This window comes from Rhodopirellula sp. J20-39 (genome assembly GCF_057365095.1).
On the sequence record NZ_CP195123.1, the window covers coordinates 5859128 to 5878975 of the forward strand.

General features: G+C 52.4%; 18 protein-coding genes. 14 read left to right on the forward strand and 4 right to left on the reverse strand.

Going from position 1 to position 19848, the window contains the following annotated elements; translation table 11 throughout:
• Positions 1-90 precede the first annotated feature (90 nt).
• The 3 genes from csrA to ACR3ZL_RS21355 form a co-directional block, all read right to left on the reverse strand.
• Positions 91-315, reverse strand: coding sequence for a carbon storage regulator CsrA (csrA, locus tag ACR3ZL_RS21345; protein ID WP_007325270.1), 225 nt, complete (start codon positions 313-315; stop codon positions 91-93).
• 457 nt (positions 316-772) lie between these two features.
• Entirely contained in the window at positions 773-1237 is a 465-nt protein-coding gene (gene fliW, locus ACR3ZL_RS21350; RefSeq protein WP_473651065.1) for a flagellar assembly protein FliW, read from the reverse strand.
• A 220-nt stretch (positions 1238-1457) separates the two neighbouring features.
• Complete coding sequence (locus ACR3ZL_RS21355; protein ID WP_473651064.1) at positions 1458-1922, reverse strand: FKBP-type peptidyl-prolyl cis-trans isomerase; 465 nt, start codon at positions 1920-1922, stop codon at positions 1458-1460.
• Positions 1923-2065: 143 nt separating this feature from the next.
• Between ACR3ZL_RS21355 and ACR3ZL_RS21360 the strand changes: the two genes are divergently transcribed.
• Positions 2066-2878 (forward strand): hypothetical protein, encoded by an 813-nt coding sequence (locus ACR3ZL_RS21360; RefSeq protein WP_473651063.1) that lies wholly within the window; start codon positions 2066-2068, stop codon positions 2876-2878.
• 11 nt (positions 2879-2889) lie between these two features.
• Positions 2890-3915, forward strand: coding sequence for a type II secretion system F family protein (locus ACR3ZL_RS21365; RefSeq protein WP_473651062.1), 1026 nt, complete (start codon positions 2890-2892; stop codon positions 3913-3915).
• Here ACR3ZL_RS21365 and ACR3ZL_RS21370 read toward each other — a convergent pair.
• Positions 3912-4451, reverse strand: a complete 540-nt coding sequence (locus ACR3ZL_RS21370) for a hypothetical protein (protein WP_473651061.1) — start codon at positions 4449-4451, stop codon at positions 3912-3914. The two genes, ACR3ZL_RS21365 and ACR3ZL_RS21370, sit on opposite strands and share 4 nt — an antisense overlap.
• Positions 4452-4533: 82 nt before the next feature.
• On the opposite strand from ACR3ZL_RS21370, the gene ACR3ZL_RS21375 reads away from it, so the two are divergent.
• From ACR3ZL_RS21375 to ACR3ZL_RS21430, 12 genes are all read left to right on the forward strand, one after another.
• Positions 4534-5175, forward strand: a complete 642-nt coding sequence (locus ACR3ZL_RS21375; RefSeq protein WP_473651060.1) for a hypothetical protein — start codon at positions 4534-4536, stop codon at positions 5173-5175.
• 110 nt (positions 5176-5285) lie between these two features.
• The gene (folE, locus tag ACR3ZL_RS21380; RefSeq protein WP_473651059.1) at positions 5286-5951 is read left to right on the forward strand and encodes a GTP cyclohydrolase I FolE; all 666 of its coding nucleotides are present in this window, start codon (positions 5286-5288) and stop codon (positions 5949-5951) included.
• Positions 5952-6180: 229 nt separating this feature from the next.
• The gene (locus ACR3ZL_RS21385) at positions 6181-6348 is read left to right on the forward strand and encodes a DUF1328 domain-containing protein (protein ID WP_473651058.1); all 168 of its coding nucleotides are present in this window, start codon (positions 6181-6183) and stop codon (positions 6346-6348) included.
• Positions 6349-6397: 49 nt separating this feature from the next.
• On the forward strand, positions 6398-6868 hold the full coding sequence (locus ACR3ZL_RS21390) for a PA2169 family four-helix-bundle protein (RefSeq protein ID WP_473651057.1): 471 nt from the start codon (positions 6398-6400) through the stop codon (positions 6866-6868).
• 434 nt (positions 6869-7302) lie between these two features.
• Positions 7303-8424: a hypothetical protein gene (locus ACR3ZL_RS21395; protein ID WP_486172951.1), complete on the forward strand. Its 1122-nt coding sequence runs from the start codon at positions 7303-7305 to the stop codon at positions 8422-8424.
• Positions 8412-10853 (forward strand): CHASE domain-containing protein, encoded by a 2442-nt coding sequence (locus ACR3ZL_RS21400; protein WP_473651055.1) that lies wholly within the window; start codon positions 8412-8414, stop codon positions 10851-10853. The genes ACR3ZL_RS21395 and ACR3ZL_RS21400 overlap by 13 nt, the downstream gene beginning before the upstream one ends.
• Before the next feature lie 41 nt (positions 10854-10894).
• Entirely contained in the window at positions 10895-12097 is a 1203-nt protein-coding gene (locus ACR3ZL_RS21405; RefSeq protein WP_473651054.1) for an ABC transporter substrate-binding protein, read from the forward strand.
• Positions 12090-14582, forward strand: a complete 2493-nt coding sequence (locus tag ACR3ZL_RS21410; protein WP_486172952.1) for a PAS domain-containing protein — start codon at positions 12090-12092, stop codon at positions 14580-14582. The genes ACR3ZL_RS21405 and ACR3ZL_RS21410 overlap by 8 nt, the downstream gene beginning before the upstream one ends.
• Before the next feature lie 192 nt (positions 14583-14774).
• Positions 14775-16184 (forward strand): hybrid sensor histidine kinase/response regulator, encoded by a 1410-nt coding sequence (locus ACR3ZL_RS21415; RefSeq protein ID WP_473651051.1) that lies wholly within the window; start codon positions 14775-14777, stop codon positions 16182-16184.
• A 77-nt stretch (positions 16185-16261) separates the two neighbouring features.
• Positions 16262-18046, forward strand: a complete 1785-nt coding sequence (locus ACR3ZL_RS21420; RefSeq protein ID WP_473651050.1) for a response regulator — start codon at positions 16262-16264, stop codon at positions 18044-18046.
• Between the two features lie 296 nt (positions 18047-18342).
• The gene (locus ACR3ZL_RS21425; protein WP_473653496.1) at positions 18343-19545 is read left to right on the forward strand and encodes a hypothetical protein; all 1203 of its coding nucleotides are present in this window, start codon (positions 18343-18345) and stop codon (positions 19543-19545) included.
• A 53-nt stretch (positions 19546-19598) separates the two neighbouring features.
• On the forward strand, positions 19599-19847 hold the full coding sequence (locus ACR3ZL_RS21430; RefSeq protein WP_283430751.1) for a hypothetical protein: 249 nt from the start codon (positions 19599-19601) through the stop codon (positions 19845-19847).
• Position 19848 lies beyond the last annotated feature (1 nt).

The window sequence follows — 19848 nt, forward strand, 5'->3', positions numbered from 1 at the left end:
GCTTGCGAGTTGAACGGTCAGCCTTGGGCTAGTCCATCTTTCGCAAGCGATACGCTCAACAATACGCTCGTACTCGAACCGATTGCGGATTCAATCGCGGGGCGGCCGGACGTCTTTGGTCGCACCAGCCCCGGTCTGAGATGCACGGCGATTTTCTCGCTGAATCGCATCGTAGACTTCTTGGCGGTGAACCGGAATCGCCTGGGGCGCTTCGATGCCGAGACGTACTTTGTCTCCGCGTATGTCCACTATGGTCACCACCACGTCATCACCAATCATGATGCTTTCGTCACGGTGTCGGGATAGGACGAGCATGATGTCCTCGGCTTCGTATATCAGGAGGGAAGATCTTTAGGACCAAATTGGTTGGAATCTTGATGCTATCGGGCCGGCAATCCTTGCCGTGATTTGCATTCCATCGCAACGATCATGCGAGGTCTGGCTTTGGAAACAACACCCGTTGTTTCGCCTCGCTAAGAAGATTGATCGACCATGCGCCTGGATATATCCAAGCCGGGATCATAAGGTCCGCACTTACCGGTCGTGCGGATTCGCCACCGTGGAACGATTTATCGTGTGTCGCCGGGGAAAGAGCCCGTCGGTGACTGGTTGTCCACCCATGTCACCGCTTCTAAACACAATGCAGTCGCGGAAACCTTTGCAGTTACGGAAAGTCATGCAGAGACAGAGAGCACTGCAATCCGCAGCCAAATCTTCAAGCCCGCTGCCTGATCTGAAGCCTGCCGCGTGGTCTTAAGCCTACCGCATAGTCTTAAGCAGCGCGAACTTGTGAAACTGGCATGTCTTGTTTGACCGAACCGACGATCGTTGGCAACGGTTGTCGCAAAGGCCGATCATCGTTGGTGATGACCTGACACCCTAGCCGTCGGTCAAGATTGACCAACAAAGGAGCTCGCAGGTTCGTGGTTAATTTGCCAACGTGCCCGGCTACAGTCGTCATGATGTAGACTTCCGCGCCGCTGGACAGGTGCAAACTGGCCAGATCACGACGACCGATGTGAACGCGATAGTCGGGAAAAAACGCTCGTGGGCAGATCACCGCCAACGCGCGATCACCCCGTGCGGCCGATTGCAGCCAAGCGACCGATTCGTTGTCAGGATCAGGAATCAAGGCCCATTGGTGCAGCGTTTCCATGCCGACAAGTCCCTGTGGGAACAGGAATAGTTGGTCGGCATTGAGTTCCAAAGTGCCGAAGCGATGGGTATCGATTCGCATGGCTAGATTCCGATTCGCGATGAACGTGGCAGTCAAGGTTAGTTCGCGGGGCCCGCAAATGATGCGAGTTGACGCAGGCTCAGTCGTTCGACCGATTCGCCATCCTCGTTATCGGATAATCCGTGCGACCGAGATAATCGAATGTTCGGGATAATCGGAAAAACTTACCTGACGCCTGCAATAAGGAACCAGACCGCGCCCAACGGAGCCACCAACACGCTCAGCCACCACGCACTTCGTGCAACTCAACTTTGAAATGCAGCGTCGCGTTGGGCGGGATCGACCCAGGAGCTCCCATCGCACCGTAGCCCAATTCCGGCGGCACTTCCAATTCGATCATGCCACCCTCTTTGACCAATTGCAAACCTTCGGTCCAACCGGGAACGACGCTCTGAAGATTGAACTTCGTTGGCTGGCGGCGGTTGTACGAACTATCGAACTCCGCACCACTGTCCAGCCATCCCTCGTAATCGACGGTAACGAAGCTTTGCGGTTTTGGCGCGTCACCGCTACCTCGTCTCAAAATTCGGTACTTCAACCCCGAATCGGTCGTCGTAAACTCTTTCGGTGCATCTGGATCTTCCGGTCCCGGTCCGCCGCTACGCCCCGCCGGCGAACAACCTAGATTGCCAAGACAAAGTAAAAAGGAAAGGGACAAAACAGTCTGGGCAAACAAGCGTTGCATCAATCAATCCTTTCGTGCTCCGGATCCGAACTGGTCGGCGAAGCGTTCGAGGGTGAGGAGTGGTGAAATGGAAACGGTTTTCCGAAAAGGGAATTGACCTCAGGAAATGGTAACCGCAAACCAGATAGGATAGACTACGCCAGATGAAAACTTTTCCCGTCTCGCTGAATCGACGCGTGCCAAGCCTTTTAGCGGCGATGGCATTTGCATCTTTGGTCGCGTGCGGAACGGTGGGTTGGGCCCAAGTGGTTCAGTTGCCTAGTGTTCGCCAATTTTCGTATCGCGGTGGAGTTTTGGTTCCTGATCGTGGCACAGCGTCTCTGGGCGGCAACTCCAGCTATGCGAGCGGATCGAGCTCGAGACGAATTCCTGGATTGCCGTCCGCCCCTGGCAGCAGACAAGGATGGACTTCCACCGCGGGTGGCGCTTCGGTCACCGTCACGATCCTAGATTTGGATGAGATGGATCGCCAAATACTGGGTGAAGACCCTCGCACGCTCGGTAACAAGATTCGATCGGAACGCCTGGATCGTGCCCGTGGCAACGACAGCAAGGCGATCGATCCGACGCAAGAAGTGATTTCGCTGGTTCGCAATGCTCGCTCGCTCTTCGAAGCCGGTAAGACCTCGACCGCCCAAGCTACCTACGAACTTGCGATTGCACGTCTGGAGGAACTGAAACGATCCCTTCGATCGCAGCGGCCTTCGAGCTCCGAGCCAGCCAGTACTTCAGTCTATCAACACAGCAACCATCAACGTATTAACAACATGCTGGACTACGCCGTTCGCGAATACACGCACCGGTTCCCGACTGCCAAACCGAATTCCGTCCACGCAGCAACGCGTCACGCGGCAATGAGCTCCAATAAGGTGCCACCTCTTGCTGATGCTGCGACGCTGGATCGTCAACACGGCCAGGCTGCGTTTCCTGCCTCCGGTTCGAGGACGCGCCGTTGATCGGTCGTCGAATGAATTTGAAATCGGCTCGTGATTTCTGTCGTCGGTTCGGCATTGGACACCAAGCCGGCGCGGATCTATTGCGTTTGCTCGACAGCGAAGCCAAGCACGGGTCGCCCAAGCAGCGAGAGGCGATGAGACTTCTACGAGAGGAAGCCGCTCGAGGTACCTCGCTGGCTGACGGAATGAACCAACAAAGCAAGTTCTTTCCACCTTTGATGCGATCCATGGTGAGGGTGGGCGAGGTCACCGGGCGACTGGAACGAACCATGCTCAAGTTGGCCGAGCACTATGAACAACAAGTGATCCTCAAGAACGATTTCCTTCGCGCAATCACTTGGCCCAGCATCCAGTTGTTTATCGGCATTGGCGTCATATCGCTGTTCATCTGGATCATGGGCAACGTCACTCCATCAGCCGGCGGCGAAATGGCCGACATGCTTGGTCTGGGGTTGCGAGGATCCCAGGGTGTGCTGATTTTCTGGGCGTACATCGCGGGGTTCTTCGCGATGCTGACCGCTGCCGTCGTTGCGTTTCAGAAGAACGTTGGGGGCATCCAAAACATGATTCCGGTGTTCTACAAGATCCCCGTCTTGGGCACCGCCATTCAAACGATCACCCTGTCTCGTTTCACATGGACACTGGCGTTGGCCTTAGACGCAGGACTGAACCCGATCGCTGGGATCAAACTTGCCTTGGATGCCACCGACAGTGACTTCTATCGCAGCGGAGCCAAGGACGCCGAAGAAAGCATTCGCGCTGGCGGCACATTGACCGAAGCCTTGCACGCAACCTCGCTATTTCCTGATGAATTCCTCACCCAAGTCGGGGTCGCCGAAGTTTCCGGGACCGATGCGGAGTCCATCGATTTCGTGGCTCGCGATTATGACCAACGAGCTAAATCCGCATTGAAGACGATCGCGGGCATCGCGACTGGAACAATTTGGCTGGGTGTCGCAGGCGCGTTGATCTTCATCATCTTCCGCATCGTGATGAACATCGCCGGTGTGTACAATGATGCACTGCAAGGCATCTAATTCATCTCAGGGCTGCAATATAAGTAAGCCAAGATTGGGGCAAGAACGGACAGGGGATTGATTTTGAATTCTGAAAAGATGCGATTGCGCTGTCGCTGTGGGAAAGAATTGGCGGTGATGAAGTCTTCCGCCGGCAAGAAGGTGAAGTGCCCAAGTTGCTCGACTGTCTTGCGTGTCCCCGGGACAACGGCGGCCCCCAATTCCGCTGCATCCCAACCCCGATCGGGATCAGGTGCAAACTCGGGTTCACAACCTAACGCGAACGTTCCCAAACCGACCGCCTCCGCAGCGGCGAGAAGACCGGCAACCAGTCCTGCAGCCAACGCGAATCCAGACGTACTGAAGATGCGTTGCCCCTGTGGCCGAACGCTATCGGTCCGAAAGTCATCCGCTGGTGGGACAGTATCCTGTCCGGAATGCAAACAAAAGTTACGAGTACCGGGGAAATCAGCCGGCCCATCCAACCCACGCCCCGCTTCAGCTCGGCCAACCGCTTCCAATTCAGCGACTTCCGGGTTCGGAGCCGATCTGGGCACGGGACTCGACAACAACTTTGACTTTGATGATCTCCCCCAAGTGAACACGACTGGTCCGGCCGCGTCTCCCGCCGTTCGACCGATGGCGCCACTGGCCAATCCCTACGCAGCAGCGCCCGCCGCGGCGATGCCCACTAATCCCTACCATTCTCCAACCACTGGGTATAGCAACCCGGCGTCAGCCTACAATGCAGGCTCAACCGTTTCAGGAAGCCCAGATCAAATTCGCCACCAACACCTCGGCCATGAAACAACGGTGCGGTCCCTGGGTATGCTGTATTACTTTGGCTGTTCCATATTCATGCTCGGCTTGGCTGTCTCCTTCGCTGTTTTCATAGCTGCTTTGTTTGGTAAAGACGACGAACTCACCACCGGAGCAGCACTCATGATGCTTCTAATATACGGATCGTTCACGGCGGGCTTTCTGTTGCTTGGACGAGGGTTGAGGCGGCTGAACAATGGCGCGAGAATTACGGCGGGTGTGTTGAGCATCTTTGGGCTGCTTGGATTTCCAATCGGCACGATCATTCATGGCTACTTCCTATCAGTTCTGTTTTCGGAAAAAGGAGCCTACGTTTGCTCCGAACCGTACCGGCAAGTCGTCCGTGCTACGCCCCACATCAAATACAAAACGCACTGGCTCGTCTGGACAATCGCGATTGTCTTTGGCTCCATCGTCGTCTTATCAATCCTGTTGGGACTCCTCCTGCCACTATTGACATAGACAGCTAGCGGGGGGGGTGACCAAACGTAACGATCCTCAGGCATGCCCTAAAACGTGACCGCCTCCTATAATGCGGACTCACCCCACGAGTATCCCAGGAAAATGATTGAATGACTGTTTCGTCGAAAGAAGCTGACGCCACATCGAATGAAGGTTCCGCGACTCTTCCCACGCCTTTTTTCGTTGACAAAAACGAGCCTAAGAACGATGCGGTCGACTTCGCAGCGATCGAATCGGCCGTAAAGGTGATCCTGAAAGCAGTCGGTGAGGATCCACAACGCGACGGGTTACTGGAGACACCTGCGCGGGTTGCTCGCATGTACGCAGAGATGTTCGCCGGACTCAAATCCGATCCGGGACGTCACTTAGCCAAGGTTTTCGAAGAGGATTACGACGAGATCGTCCTGGTCCGCGACATTAGCTTTTGCAGCATGTGTGAACATCACCTATTGCCTTTCACCGGCAAGGCACACATCGCTTATCTTCCTAGCGGCAAAGTAGTTGGCCTTAGCAAATTAGCCCGCGTTGTTGAAGAAGTCGCTCGCCGTCCCCAAGTTCAAGAACGCCTAACCCACACCGTCGCCAACTTAATTGAGGAGCGATTGTCCGCTCGCGGTGTGGCAGTTGTTGTCGAGTCGACCCACAGTTGCATGACGATGCGGGGTATTCGCAAACCCGGCAGCCTTTGTCTGACCAGCGCGATGCGTGGAGCGTTCAAGACCGACCCGAAATCCCGCGCCGAGGTCTTGGGCCTAATCAACCGAGAATCGTCATAGTTCATATCAAACTGAATTACGCTACCGCGTTTGCTTCGCAAACGCCCATGCTGCACGTTGAACGCTCAACCGATCGACTGGTTTCGTCTCCAGATCAGTAATCCACGGTTTACCGCAGCAATTCAGTCCGGTTTCTGCAAGTTGGCACACCGCTTGCGATACCTCTCCTTTGAGCGTGAGAAGTGAAGTTCACTACTACGCGAACCACTTTTCTACTTAGGAGATTGCCATGCTGGGTTGGGCTTTAACGTTTTTAGTCATCGCGTTGATCGCTGGTGTACTCGGGTTCGGTGTTATCGCCGGTACTGCTGCAAGTATCGCCAAGATCTTGTTCGTCGTGTTCCTCGTTCTGTTCGTTATCGGACTCGTACTTGGACGCCGTGGACCGATCGCCTAGTTGGCCGATCTCCGAAAATTAAACTATCAATAATACAAGGGAGACAATCATGAGTCTTGAAACAAAAACCGATCTCAACGCCGAAACCATCAATAAGCTGCAAAAGCTAATTCGTGCAAACATCGATTCCTATAATGGGTTTCATGAATCAGCCGAAGAGTTGGACGACACGAAGCTATCGACGCTGTTCCGTGCAATCGGTGACGAGCGTTCCGCAATGGCAAGCGAGCTTCAACAATTCGTTGAGTTCAATGGCGAAGAAGCGGAGGACGATGGAAGCGTCGCGGCGAAAACGCACCGCATTTGGATTAACATCCGCGGCAAACTAAACGGTGGCGACCCATACGTCATCCTTATTGAAGCCGAACGTGGCGAGGACCACATCAAGGAAGCCTACGAAGAAGTCCTCAAGGACACCGCTGGCAGCGCAATGAATGATGTACTGACCGCACAGTATGCTCGTGTGAAAGCTGGGCACGATAAGGTCCGTGACCTGCGCGATGCGTATGCCAAGAAGTAGATCCTACGACATACTAAGATGGTTTCGTTTCAGTCAGCTAAAGCTTAGCTGGCTTGAGAAAACGGCCATCAATAGTATCTCAAGGCAGTTATCCACTTTCGGATACCTGCCTTTTTTTGTGCGCGCATCTAATTTTTCGCAAAAGCGCAAACACAGACATTTATTGTAGGAATTGACCTAGTTTCCTTGCTTGATGGTGGACAACCTTTCAAGCAATTCACGTTTGATAACGCAAGTGTGATCAAATGATGACAGTAGGTTAGTTCATCTTAGGCGTTTGCGCACCATCATCATGACACTCAATGTTTCATGACGTTTCTTAATGGCTTAACTGCCCGCATATTCTCAGCCTGTCCACTATTCGTGATGTACGTTTCATTGGGGCTGGGCAAAGTTTGCCCACAAGCATGAGTCAAACGATTTGGGGGCAAATCATGACTATGGAAAGTCAGCCGGTCATATGGGCAGATCGCGATAACAAAGTTCAAACGAAACCGCAGAACCAACCGCTAGGGCACACCCCAGCGTCGTTGTCACGGATCTACGCAAAAGTTGATCGAGCTTTCTGTGCCATTTCCGCATTCCAGGCGTTAAGCATCGTCGTGGTTGCGATGTTCATTACGCCAAACACTTGGCTGGGTAGCAGCGGAACACTGAACGTCACACTTTGGTGTGCGTTCATTTTTGGCGTTTTGTTTTTCTGCATTCCAACGCTTCTTGTGTTTCGCAGTGCGGGTCAGGCAAAGATCCGGCACACCTTCGCGGTAGCCCAAGTCATTTGGGCTGCAACGCTAGTGCACCTTTCCGGCGGTGCCACGGTGGCCCACGCTTGCATTTTTGCGTCTCTGGCGTTGCTATCGCTCTATCGAGACTACAAGGTCTTGCTAACCGCTAGCGTAATCGCAGGCGTTGACTATCTGGTACGCAGCTTCGTGTGGCCGCAATCTCTGTACGGACAGAGCACTGTTCTGCCTTATCAGTGGCTTGAGCACTTGAATTGGCTGGTGATTGCAACTGGCTTCTTCTCCATGACAAGCCTGACCGGACGCCGAGACTTAGAAAGACTCTTCGCCGCGGAAAGTGATCTGCGGACCGCAAAGGCCCAGTCGGCTTCTTATGTCTCTACCACGCGTCAACATTGGCGATCTGCTCGTGGCAGCGACGTCTTTGATGCCCCCGTTCTCGACGAACCGACTTTCGCCGCCGATACGCTTTCCGCTCAGTGCGAGATAAGTGGCGACCTAGGCGAACTACTTAACCAGGTCAGCATTTCGGTTTCGCTGCTGCATCAAGAATCAAACAAGAGTCGAGTTGGTGTCCTGGTCAAAGCGGCCGAAACGCTCGCCGAACACGAAAACAATCTCGCCGACTTTTTTACTAAAGATCGTCGAGGCCGACATTTCCCAGACATGCTGAATGACCTTGCTCGAAAACTACTAAGTGAACACAAAACGCGTCAGAGTGAATTAGAAGTGATCCACCGAACTATCAAAACCATTTGCCAACTGGGCGACACCGCGTCCCTTCCCAAAGAGCCTGATCTATGCGACGCGTAACGCAAAAGGCGGATAAAAATCCGCAATCAGATTGCAGTTCTCAATCCGAAGGTCCGTCAACGCTGGACCGATGTGTCGAGTTGTTCCACAACCGGGCTACGGCTTGGGGAATCTTGGGCATTTCGCTGCTACTGACTGGATTAGCTTGGTACCTGACCAACCGTCACGTCGAGCGGCGCGATCGAGATAGGTTTGAGTTTCGTACCGCCGAGGTACAGAACCATATTCAAGAACGAATGCTGAAGTACGAACAAGTCCTTCGAGACGGAACGGCATTCTTTGCTGCAAGTGAAAACGTCAGCCGCAAAGAGTGGAACCAGTTCGTGCAGCGTTGCGAAATCCAAGAACGTTTCCCAGGGATTCAAGCGGCGGCAGTATCGCGGGTTGTTCCTAAGGAACAGATCCAAATGCACGAAGATGCCATTCGACTGGAAGGGTTTCCCGACTATCGCATCCACCCCGAGGGCGACCGCGATTTCTATAGCGCAATCGTCTATATCGAACCATTCGATTGGCGTAATCAGCGGGCATTCGGATACGACATGTTTTCCGAAGCGACCCGTCGTGAAGCCATGACCCGTGCCGCGCGGACTGGACTGCCCACGGTTTCGGGAAAGATCACTTTGGTTCAAGAGACAGATCAGGATGTCCAGGCTGGGGTGCTTTGCTATTTGCCTTTTTACGAAACCAGTGAACCAGTTCTTGACGAACAATCCCGACTTGATGCTTTGCAGGGGTGGGTCTACGCCGCATTCCGACTAGAAGACCTGATGACAGGCATTCTGGGCGATGGCATCTCTGATATCTCATTCCAAATTTTCGATACGGCTGAACCTTCCGAAGAAGCGATTCTCTACGACAGTAATGGAAGCCAGCGAGAGGCGAACACCAATGACACAGCGGCCTTCACCGCACAACGTCAATTGTCGGTGTCCGGGCGCGACTGGACGATTCGATTCGCCACCACACCCGAGTTCTTTAGCGCTGTTGATTCATCGATCAGCCCCACCGTTGCCATGGTTGGATTGCTCATCGACGTCTTGCTATTCGTAGTGATCTCTTCGATCGGCCGTCAGCGGTCTTCGGCCCTTGATTTGGCCCGGAAGATGACCAAAGAGTTTCAGGAAAGCGAATCACGTATTCGTTCGATCCTGGAAAACGCAACCGACGCCATTTTGTCAGTCACTCCGGATGGCGAGGTCATCGCGGCGAACGAAGCTGCAAGCCGAATGTTCCTGACGTCCGATACGACAACCGACAACCAATCATTGCACGGGGTATCTTTGGAACAGTTCCTGGACAACCTTACCTTCCCCGAGATTGTGAATCCAGCAGAGCAAACTGACGAACCAACCCAGATCGATACAGACGAAATTTCGCTGCGTTGTCGCCGAAGTGATGGAACACGATTCCCGTGTCGCATGTCGATCGGCGCCGTTGATGGCAATGATGGGTTCATCGTCATCGCTCGCGACGAAACATCACGACTCGCGTTCGAAAACGAACTCGCCGAAACGAATCGACAACTTGTCAGCGCTTCTCACAAAGCCGGTATGGCTGAACTGGCTTCTGGTGTGCTTCATAACGTTGGCAATTCCCTAAATGGAATTAACACATCGTCCAACTTGATTGCGGAAATGTTGAGCGACAGCCCAGTCCCACTGTTGTCCAGGGCAGTCGGAATGATGAACCAACACCGAGAAAACCTTAGCAACTACTTAACTCATGACGAACGTGGGCAACGACTTCCCGAATTCATGAGCGAAGTCGCGACCGCATTGGTGGAAAGCAACGAGAAGCTCGCTGAAGAAACGGATCACCTTCGCGATCATATCCGTCACACCAACGATATCATCCGCTCCCAACAAGACCAAGCAAGCTCGTCAATCGTGATCTCGAACGAATCAGCGTCTGAACTGATGAACCAAGCGGCTCTCATCAATTTAGGACGACACTCCGAATACGACATCGCGATCGAAAGGAACTTCAACACCACATCGCCGATCATGACGGATCGCACCAAGGTTCTCCAGATCTTGGTTAATCTAATCGGCAATGCTCAAGATGCGGTTCGCGAGGTGACTACGGTGGCTCGGACAGTTCGACTTTCGATCGAACAAACCGACGACAATACTCACTTTATCGTCAGCGACAACGGACCGGGGATCGCTCCCGAAGTGTTGCCGCGAATCCAGGAGTTCGGATTCACTACGAAGAGCGACGGTCACGGATTTGGACTGCATTCCAGCGGAATCGCCGCTCGATCGCTCGGCGGCGAACTACGTATCGAAAACAACTCGTCAGGCATAGGTGCATGCTTCTCGCTGGTTCTACCTATGACGATTCCGCCCAGCCCGCCTGTCAACGACAATGCGTTCCCGCAAGTCACGACGTCATCACTTGCTGATCATCAACCGGAACACGTTTAGAAGGAAATGGTTTGATGCATATTTATCTAATAAGACCTTCAATGCGTTATTGTCTTATCGCGTTGTTAGCCACGCTAATCGCCGTCGGTTCAAAGCAAGCGATCGCGAAGCCACCCGAAAACACGTCTGACATCGTCATGGGCATGTCCACGGCGCTTTCAGGACCAGCGGCCGACCTTGGCACTAACATGAAAATCGGCATTGAAGTTGCTTTCAAAGATGCCAACCAAAATGGCGGTATCCATGGAAGACCCATCCGTCTGGTTGCTCGTGACGATGGATACGAACCAAGTCAAACGATCGTCAACATGCGTCAATTGATTGAGCAAGACGATGTGCTCGGCATCATCGGGAACGTTGGAACGCCCACAGCGATCGCTGCAGTCCCGATCGCCAACGAAACACGCATCCCTTTCATCGGTGCCTATACCGGTGCTGGCATACTACGGCGCAGTCCACCAGACCGGTACGTCATCAACTATCGCGCTAGCTACGCGGAAGAAACCGCGGCAATGGTGAACGCTTTGATGGAACATGCCAAGATAAAACCAACCGAAGTCGCATTCTTTACCCAACGCGATGGCTATGGAGATGCCGGTTTCATGGGCGGCGTCGAAGCGTTGAAAGCACATGGAATCAAGAGTACCAACGAAATCGCACACGGACGTTACGAACGAAACACATCGTCTGTCGAAATTGGACTTGCCGAGATTCTGTTACACGAGGTGCAGCCCAAAGCCATCATCATGGTGGGGACCTACGCGCCGTGTGCCAAGTTCATTCGATTGGCCAGAGCATTGGATTATGACGGTTTGTTTTTGAATGTCTCTTTTGTCGGATCGCTGTCTCTTGCCAAAGCACTCGGTGCCGATTCCGCCGGGGTGATCGTCACTCAGGTCGTACCGCATCCAGATTCATCGGTCCCTATTGCGATCCAATACCGGCAAGCAATGGATCGACACGACGGGGGACAAAACGAACACAGCTTTGGATCCTTGGAAGGCTACATCGCCGCTCGTGTCTTATTGCGTGCGTTGCAGTCGTCGCACTTCACATCCAGTCGCGAAAGCGTCATCCAAGCATTTGAAGCTCTCGGCGAGTTCGAATTGGGATTGCCGCAACCGCTTCGCTTAACCGCCTCGGAACACCAAGCCAGCCACATGGTTTGGCCAACAATGCTTTGCAATGGTTCAGTCGTCTCGATTGAATGGTCGGAGTTGTCCAAGGACTCATATCATGAATAGTTTCCGCATCCGAGTCATCCCAGCTTCCATTCCGCAAACAGGTCATGTTTGGCTGTTGACGGCCGTTGGTCTAAGCACCGTCGCGATTGTCTTAGCCGCAAGCTTCTGGTCCTTGATTCGCATCCGGGCTGATCGTGTCGCCGGTGATGCGTTACGAGCCGAAGTTGCTGAGATCGCCACGCGTGGAGATCAAATTGTCGATCGTTTCAATCATGAAACACTTTGCTTACTGAACAACGAATCGAAAGATCAGCCTAACCAGCCTGAACGACTGGACTTACCTAAACTTTCGCTAGTAGTCGACCAGTCCAAATTGACCGATCATCGCATTGCCAACACCGTGCAGGACGTGGTGTCTTTGGTTGCCGAAATGCAAGTCCTGCATCAGCAATGTCAGAGCCTCGCAAAGCGAAGTCAACAAGCAAACCAAGCTCGTACCGCCAGCATTAAACATTCTGAAAACGCGATACACCGACTGCATACGATTTTGCAAACAACAATCGGCACGCGGATGTTGAAGGTGGTCAAAGCCTTTCGCGATTACCAAAAGCTCGAAGGGAGCGCCGCCCAAGTCGCAGCTCAACAATTCATGGAAGACTGGTCACCTCAAGCAATCCACGCTGTCGAGATGCGAGAAATCGAGGATTTGAAACTTCTCCATCTGCAGCTAGTTACCGAAACCAACCGGGATGCGATGACTGATCTTCGTGACAACCAGATCAAATTACGATTTGATCGATTGCGAAGAACTCTCCAAGCTAATTCGCCCGGACCAACCGCTGTAGCGAACATCGACTCGCAAAACTTAGATCCGCTTTCGAACAACTCGTTACGAAGCTCAGCGACAGCGATCGAAGCCTTGGCAGAACTTGAAAACTCGTTTCTTGGTGATCGATCTCCGATCAGCGATACTCGAAAATCCGACTTTGCTGCGGATGCTGGTCTTTATCAAAACTGTTTGCAATGGTTGACCTTACAAGCCGAACGCGAATCGCTGAAAGCAAAGCTCACCGACTACGTCGATAAGTATGCACTCGTGAAAGATCGATTATTAAGTCGTTCGTCCAAGGTAACGAGTGATTCGACGAAACACGCTACCGAATTGGTAACCAATGCATCCGTGTCCATCTTTGTGATCGGATTGGTTTCGATGATCTTCTTCGTGATCCTTGCGACCAAGGTTGCAAACACGATTTCCTCCCAATTCCGAACGTTATCCCAACAATCCATCGAATTGGCCGCAGCAAAAGCGTTGGCCGACAAACTCTCACTCGTTGCGAAACACACCGCAAACTCGGTGGTTATCACCGACGCAGATTCCAAGATCGAATGGGTTAACGAAGGGTTCACTCGACTGACGGGATACCAACCGGAAGAGGCCATCGGGAAAGTTCCCGGACACTTCTTGCAAGGTCCCAATACCGATCCCAAAACGATTGATCAGATTTGGAAAGCGATACAAGAACGCAAAGGCTGTGATGTCGAACTGATCAACTATCGCAAAAACGGCGAACCTTACTGGGTCGAAATTGAAGTTCGGCCAATCTTAGATAGCGAAGGCAACGTCGTGAACTTCATCAGAATCGAGTCCGACACCACCCAACGTAAAGACAACGAAAGAGAACGGGAGATTCTTGCTGGCGAACTACAAGCCGCAGCCAGACAAGCAGGCATGGCAGAACTTGCGAGCGACGTCCTTCACAACGTAGGCAATGCGTTGAACAGCATTAACGTATCCGTCCAAACACTTCGAGACCGAATTGCTTTACCAACTAGCGAACACCTATCCAAGGCTTCGCAGATGATTCAGGAACATCGACAGAACCTAGCGAATTTCCTCACCAGTGATCGTCGTGGCAAGCAGCTACCGAACTTCATTCGCGAACTTGCTTCGACAGCAGTATCGGATCGACAAACCCAACTCGACGAAGTTGGTGAATTGATGGAAAAGATTGACCACGTCAAGGAGATTGTCGCGAGTCAAAAGACATTCTCTCAACGACGGTCCCCCCGCGAACCTATCTCGCCCATCTCGATCGTCCAAGAAGCAATCAAGATGAACATTTCATCGCTCGACCGCCACGGTGTTCGAGTGGAAGAAGACTACGAAGATGGTCCAAACGTGTTGCTAGAAAAACATGCCATCCTTCAAGTCCTAATCAACTTAATCAAGAACGCGAAAGAATCGATTGTCGCGGCTGATCCGATCGACAATGTGATCTATGTATCTGTCAAACGACAAGAAAATCAGGTGCAATTTTCAATCAGGGACAATGGCACCGGAATCGCCAGCGAAAAACTGATTGAGATTTTCCGGTTTGGATTTACCACCAAAGCGACCGGTCAAGGGTTCGGTTTGCACTCTTCAGCGAACGTTGCACAAGAACTGGGCGGAACCCTTTCTGTAAAGAGTGACGGTGAAGGCAAGGGTGCAACGTTTACCCTGACGATACCGGCAATGGACATCGCGCCTTGTCACGCTTAGCAACCTACATTTGTATGACGTATTGTCGCAATCCATTCAAGATTTTGATTAACGATTAAAGCAATTTTTTGTCCGACTCATTTCCCCCTTTCATTCTTTCACACGCCGTACGTTGAAGTCGCTGCCGACTGAAAATCTAACCAGTCCAGCACCAAGAGATTCAATGACCTTTTTCAGAAGATCGTATTAACCATGACCATTTGCGAAACAAAACCAAGAATCCTGATCATCGACGATAACCCTTCGATTCATGACGATTTCAAAAAGGTCTTTGTGGGAAGCAATCAGTCACAAAGTTTGACTGATGCGGCTAACGCACTGTTCGGTGATGACGATGCCGATTCGCCAGTCGAAAACGAAAAACTGGATATCGAGTTGGACTCGGCATTCCAGGGTGAAGAGGGCTACGAAAAAACGCTGGCAGCAGTAAAAGATGGCAAGCCTTACACGCTGGCATTTTGCGATATGCGTATGCCACCGGGTTGGGATGGTTTGACAACAATCGAACACCTCTGGAAGGCTGACCCGAATTTGCAGGTCGTGATTTGCAGTGCCTATTCGGACAACTCATGGGCTGAAATTTCCAAACGTCTAGGCCGGTCTGACCGACTCTTGATCTTGAAAAAGCCATTCGACAATGCCGAGGTCATGCAATTGGCGGTCGCCCTGATCGAGAAGCGTCGTCTGATTAGCGCGGCTTCTTTAAAGCAGGAAGAGTTGGAACGACTGGTCACCCAACGCACCGCACAATTAAAAGAGCGTGACCGCGCACTACGGCAGAAACAGAAGCTCGAAGCGGTTGGCTCTTTGGCTGGGGGCGTGGCACACGAGTTCAACAACCTGCTTCAAGCAATTGTCGGTTACACCACCTTTGCAATGGAAGATTTGCCTGAAGACGGAAACCCGTACCAATGTTTGTCCTGTGTACGAGTCGCAACCAGTCGTGCTACGGACATCACGGGGCGGCTCGTTAGCTTCAGCCGTCAAAAGCCAATGAAGAAGGTAATCTGCAACGCGAACGCAATCGTCGACAACGCTGTAGCCTTGGTTGAACCGCTTCTATCTAAACGCATTGAGTTGGAAGTCAAAATCGATAGCGACACCCACTCGGTCTTGGCCGACTTGGACCAGATGTCTCAAGCTCTCGTGAACTTGTGCACCAACGCTCGTGATGCCATGAACGAATCCGGAAAGATGCAGATCCAGTTGTCACGCCAATCGGGTTATGAAGCGAAAGAATCGCAAAAGAAGATCGGTGTGCCAGCTAGCGATTCCACTGAGTACGCCGTTATCGCAGTAACCGACGACGGAAGCGGCATGTCCGAAGAATTGATCGAAAGAATCTTTGAGCCTTTCTACACCACCAAAGAGGTGGGCAAAGGAACGGGCCTTGGATTGTGGATGGTATTTGGAATCATCGAAGATCACAAAGGCTTTATGACGGTCGAAAGCAGTGAGGGCAACGGATCCACTTTCCGGCTTTATCTTCCCTTAGCAAACACAAAAACAGATCGAGTTGCCGTACGTCCGCCCATGGGGCCAACTGAGGCCGTGGCAGGCTTGGGTGGTGTGCTGGATTCCAACACCGTGACGTTTTCCTAGTCCGCGTTTATGACTTAATTTTTCCTAGCCAACTTTTCTAAGTAACTCGCTGAAGCTGATCCACCAGCTTCGCAGCCTTGGCTAAGGCACAACTTCTCATCTACATCGACACTTACAACATCATGACTCAATCCACGACACTTGCTCTGGTTGTAGACGACGAACCTCTCGTGCGAAACTTAACGGTTCTTGCATTAACCCGGGAAGGCTTTAAATGTCATTCGGCAAATGACGGCTTAGAAGCGACCGCAATGGCTGAAAAGAACGACTACTCGGTCGTCGTCACAGATCTAAAAATGCCTAACCAAAACGGGCATGCTTTGGCGGTCAACTTGTTATCGAACGAGCGTCGTCCGGCTATTGTCGTGTTGACCGGCGTCACGGAACCACGCATTGCAAAGGATCTAATCAGTCGCGGCGTGGACGACCTTGTCTACAAACCGATCGACTACTCCGTCTTTGGAATGAAGGTCCGCGCAATTGTCGATCGCCTTGCCACACGATCGGCCAAAACGAACTCCAACCTGCCCGCTTCAGAGAATACGCCGTGCAAGCCGAGTGAGACACAGGTAGATTCCAATGCAAGTGAAACGTCCCAGAGAGATTCCGACAAGGAAAAACTCTTCGATACGAAAGCGAATCCTTCGTCGAGTCCGAAGTACGCCCCGCTCACTCCGCAGAGCATCACCAACCGGATGAATGCGGAAAAGGTTCCTGTTTGTGACGCTGCAATGAACGTCTTTCGGACAGCCAGTATCGAAGACCTCGACGCGAATGCATTGTCAAGTTCGATCGCGAAGAGCGATCTGCTGTCCAGTGAAATCATCAAGTTGGCGAACATTCCGTTCTACAATCCCAAAGGAGTGGCCATTCCAGATCTCGCTCGAGCAGTCGTTCAGGTTGGACAAAAGCGAGTCGGGCGGTTGGCCCTCGCCGCTACCGCTCAAGCCGCTCTTTCAATCGACGCCCCCTCGCCACTGAACCTACAACTGATCTGGAAAAAGGGAGTCGCTGCCGGCTTAGCCATCGAAATCATGATTGAACAAGGTGGACACGACGACATCGGTGAAGGGCTACTGATGTGTGCCACCATGCAGGAAGCAGCCCGTGTGACATTAGCTCGGCTTTACCCCAATCGCTACCAAGCGATGATAGACGACTGCCTCGAAAGGAACGTGTCACTTAAGGAAGCGGAACAAACTGCCTTTGGACGTGATCTGCAAGAAATCCATGCTTCAGTTCTAGAAGCATCGGGGATGAATAAGAGCGAAATCGACGTGATTCTCCACCTTGGTGATGACGAGGCCTCGCTCACAAAACTTCCCGAAGAACTGCAAACTCGAGTTCGACTAGTAAGGTTAGCCGGACAAGTGGCCCCAGCCGTAATTGGGATCTGGGATGATTGGGATGAAGTCACGATGCCAGAACACGGTGTCGCTGACCAATTGCGTCTCTGGTCGATTGACGATGTCATCCTGAAAACGAAAAGCAATCTTCGAGGAATCAACTTCGGCGCAGCCGAAGAACCTACAAGCAAGTCAGAGAAGCCGACCCCGGTCGATTTGACGTATTGTGACACGTCGTCCGACTCGTTCGACTTCTTAGATTCAGTGGTCGCTTCTATCCAGCCCGATGTAAAGCGTTGCCTCAATCCAACCGCGGCAAAGGGAACGGTTCTGATCAACTGCGTTGGCAACCGCAATGCTGACATTTCGACCATGGTCAATGCCGCGAAGGACGCCACCGTTTTTGTCGCAATAAGCCAAACCGACCGAGAGTTCTACCGAGACTTGTCGAGCGTTGTTGAATTCCCAACCAGCTACGGCAATATTCAAAGCAAGTTGACCGAGGCGACTACTTGAAGCCGTTCATCCCGCTAGGCTTCGTGCTTCGACAACTGAATGCATCCCGGGCACTTTTAAGCGGAGACGATGGTCTTTGCGGGAAATTGACGCTGCCTCTCGCATCTAAGAGGGGTTCCGATTGGATCTTCATTCAATATTGAGTGAATCTACCAGTTTGGGTGAACTTCTACCTCTCATGTGCCGATTACAACAAGTGGGTGGCGGAGACAATGCGCGATGACTGAAAGTCAATCGTGAAACTCTCTATATTAGAACAGCAGCAGAACCGACTATTGACGCGTCGCACCGCGTCGATGTTGGCGACTGTCTACATGGCAATTTTCTGCCTCAGCGGTTGCTCGTTGGTTCCGGAAACACGGACACGTGACACGCTTCACAATCCGTTCCCACAAATCAAACGGGTCGCGATCCTGCCGTTCTTCAACCAGAGCGATCACCCAACGCTCGACGGTGACGCGGTAGCCCGAGCTTACTATTCGGGCTTGCAAGCAATTCCTGGCTTTGAAGTCTTGCCCGTTGGAGTGACTTCAAACCAGTGGCGTGCCTATTCGTCCCAATTTGGTGAACCCCGTACCGGGGCTGACTTCCAACGGCTTGCCAAAATGATGGACGTCGAAGCGGTCGTTGTGGGATCCGTCACGGATTTCGAATCGTACTACCCGCCTCGTATGGCGATGACGGTCCACTGGTACGCCGCAAACGAAGGGTTCCACCCAATTCCCGCGGGATACGGATTGCCGTGGGGCACCAAAGGCGAAGAGAAGATTCCGGCGAGAATCGTGCGAGAGGCCGAGTTTGAACTTGCTCGCAGCCAGATGAAGACACAAACCCCAGTCGATGTATCCATGACGGCGGGTCCAGGCGTGAAACAGGGATCTGCCCAAGCGGCCAATCCGCTACGCATCAGTCGCAATAAGGACCTCTTCGCGGACAATGAGCCTGAAACAATTGCTCGGGTTTCACACACCCAGGGCACAGCAATGGGCGACATGGGGACGGACGAGATGGAGTTAGAAGACTCGCTTGCCGAGCAAAGGATCCAGACGCCCATGATCCCTGGGGATCGCGCCGTTATCAATTCAAACCAGGAATCCTACCCAGTGATCGACGGCGAATACGTCCAAGAGGACATGGACGGCACCTGGACCAGTAACGAGCTTGCAATGGGTCCGCCACTTCCCAACAACTGGCCTGAACCCACTGACTTGATTCCAGACGGTCCATCGCCAACACCCCCAGTCATGATGGCTCAACACGAGCCCGTTTTAACCCATACCCGGCTGTACCGAGCTGATGATCCTTACTTCACGCAACGGTTAGCCGATTACGTAGAAACGGGCGATGACGCACGAGGGATGTCTTGGCAGGGTTATATCAAAAGATCCGATGATTTCATTCGTTTCTGTTGTCACCTCCACATTGTGGAAATGTTGGAAGCTCGTGGCGGTCACGACCCATCCGACCTCATTTTACGTTGGCCTGTCAGCCGATACTGAGTCGCAGCGAACCTCCCCCCTGCCGCAAACGAACTCAGGAAGAGTCTTATCTCATGGAAACGGAAGTCAACGTACTAGCCTTGGTCAAAGGCGAAGAGAAGTTCATCTTCTTGTTTGATGACGAAAACCGCGACGAAACCCTGCGTCAACTCGCACGGTTTGCCGCCAACCCGGACTTGGAATTTTCCTGGTACGACGCCGCAATGCTATCACGCAAGATTCGTGAAACTGTCATTGTCGAAAGCGACGAAGCATACGCCAGCGAAGAGTTTGACAGCATTTCAATGGACGACTTCGTTTAAG

Bases quoted from the DNA above. Each gene is read 5' to 3' on its own strand.
- csrA (WP_007325270.1), bottom strand. From the start codon at position 315: ATGCTCGTCCTATCCCGACACCGTGACGAAAGCATCATGATTGGTGAT.
- ACR3ZL_RS21415 (WP_473651051.1), top strand. From the start codon at position 14,775: ATGACCATTTGCGAAACAAAACCAAGAATCCTGATCATCGACGATAAC.
- ACR3ZL_RS21410 (WP_486172952.1), top strand. From the start codon at position 12,090: ATGAATAGTTTCCGCATCCGAGTCATCCCAGCTTCCATTCCGCAAACA.
- ACR3ZL_RS21400 (WP_473651055.1), top strand. From the start codon at position 8,412: ATGCGACGCGTAACGCAAAAGGCGGATAAAAATCCGCAATCAGATTGC.
- ACR3ZL_RS21430 (WP_283430751.1), top strand. From the start codon at position 19,599: ATGGAAACGGAAGTCAACGTACTAGCCTTGGTCAAAGGCGAAGAGAAG.
- ACR3ZL_RS21375 (WP_473651060.1), top strand. From the start codon at position 4,534: ATGGCGCCACTGGCCAATCCCTACGCAGCAGCGCCCGCCGCGGCGATG.
- ACR3ZL_RS21390 (WP_473651057.1), top strand. From the start codon at position 6,398: ATGAGTCTTGAAACAAAAACCGATCTCAACGCCGAAACCATCAATAAG.
- ACR3ZL_RS21355 (WP_473651064.1), bottom strand. From the start codon at position 1,922: ATGCAACGCTTGTTTGCCCAGACTGTTTTGTCCCTTTCCTTTTTACTT.
- ACR3ZL_RS21425 (WP_473653496.1), top strand. From the start codon at position 18,343: ATGTTGGCGACTGTCTACATGGCAATTTTCTGCCTCAGCGGTTGCTCG.
- ACR3ZL_RS21405 (WP_473651054.1), top strand. From the start codon at position 10,895: ATGCGTTATTGTCTTATCGCGTTGTTAGCCACGCTAATCGCCGTCGGT.
- ACR3ZL_RS21360 (WP_473651063.1), top strand. From the start codon at position 2,066: ATGAAAACTTTTCCCGTCTCGCTGAATCGACGCGTGCCAAGCCTTTTA.
- ACR3ZL_RS21395 (WP_486172951.1), top strand. From the start codon at position 7,303: ATGACTATGGAAAGTCAGCCGGTCATATGGGCAGATCGCGATAACAAA.
- fliW (WP_473651065.1), bottom strand. From the start codon at position 1,237: ATGCGAATCGATACCCATCGCTTCGGCACTTTGGAACTCAATGCCGAC.
- ACR3ZL_RS21385 (WP_473651058.1), top strand. From the start codon at position 6,181: ATGCTGGGTTGGGCTTTAACGTTTTTAGTCATCGCGTTGATCGCTGGT.
- ACR3ZL_RS21365 (WP_473651062.1), top strand. From the start codon at position 2,890: ATGAATTTGAAATCGGCTCGTGATTTCTGTCGTCGGTTCGGCATTGGA.
- folE (WP_473651059.1), top strand. From the start codon at position 5,286: ATGACTGTTTCGTCGAAAGAAGCTGACGCCACATCGAATGAAGGTTCC.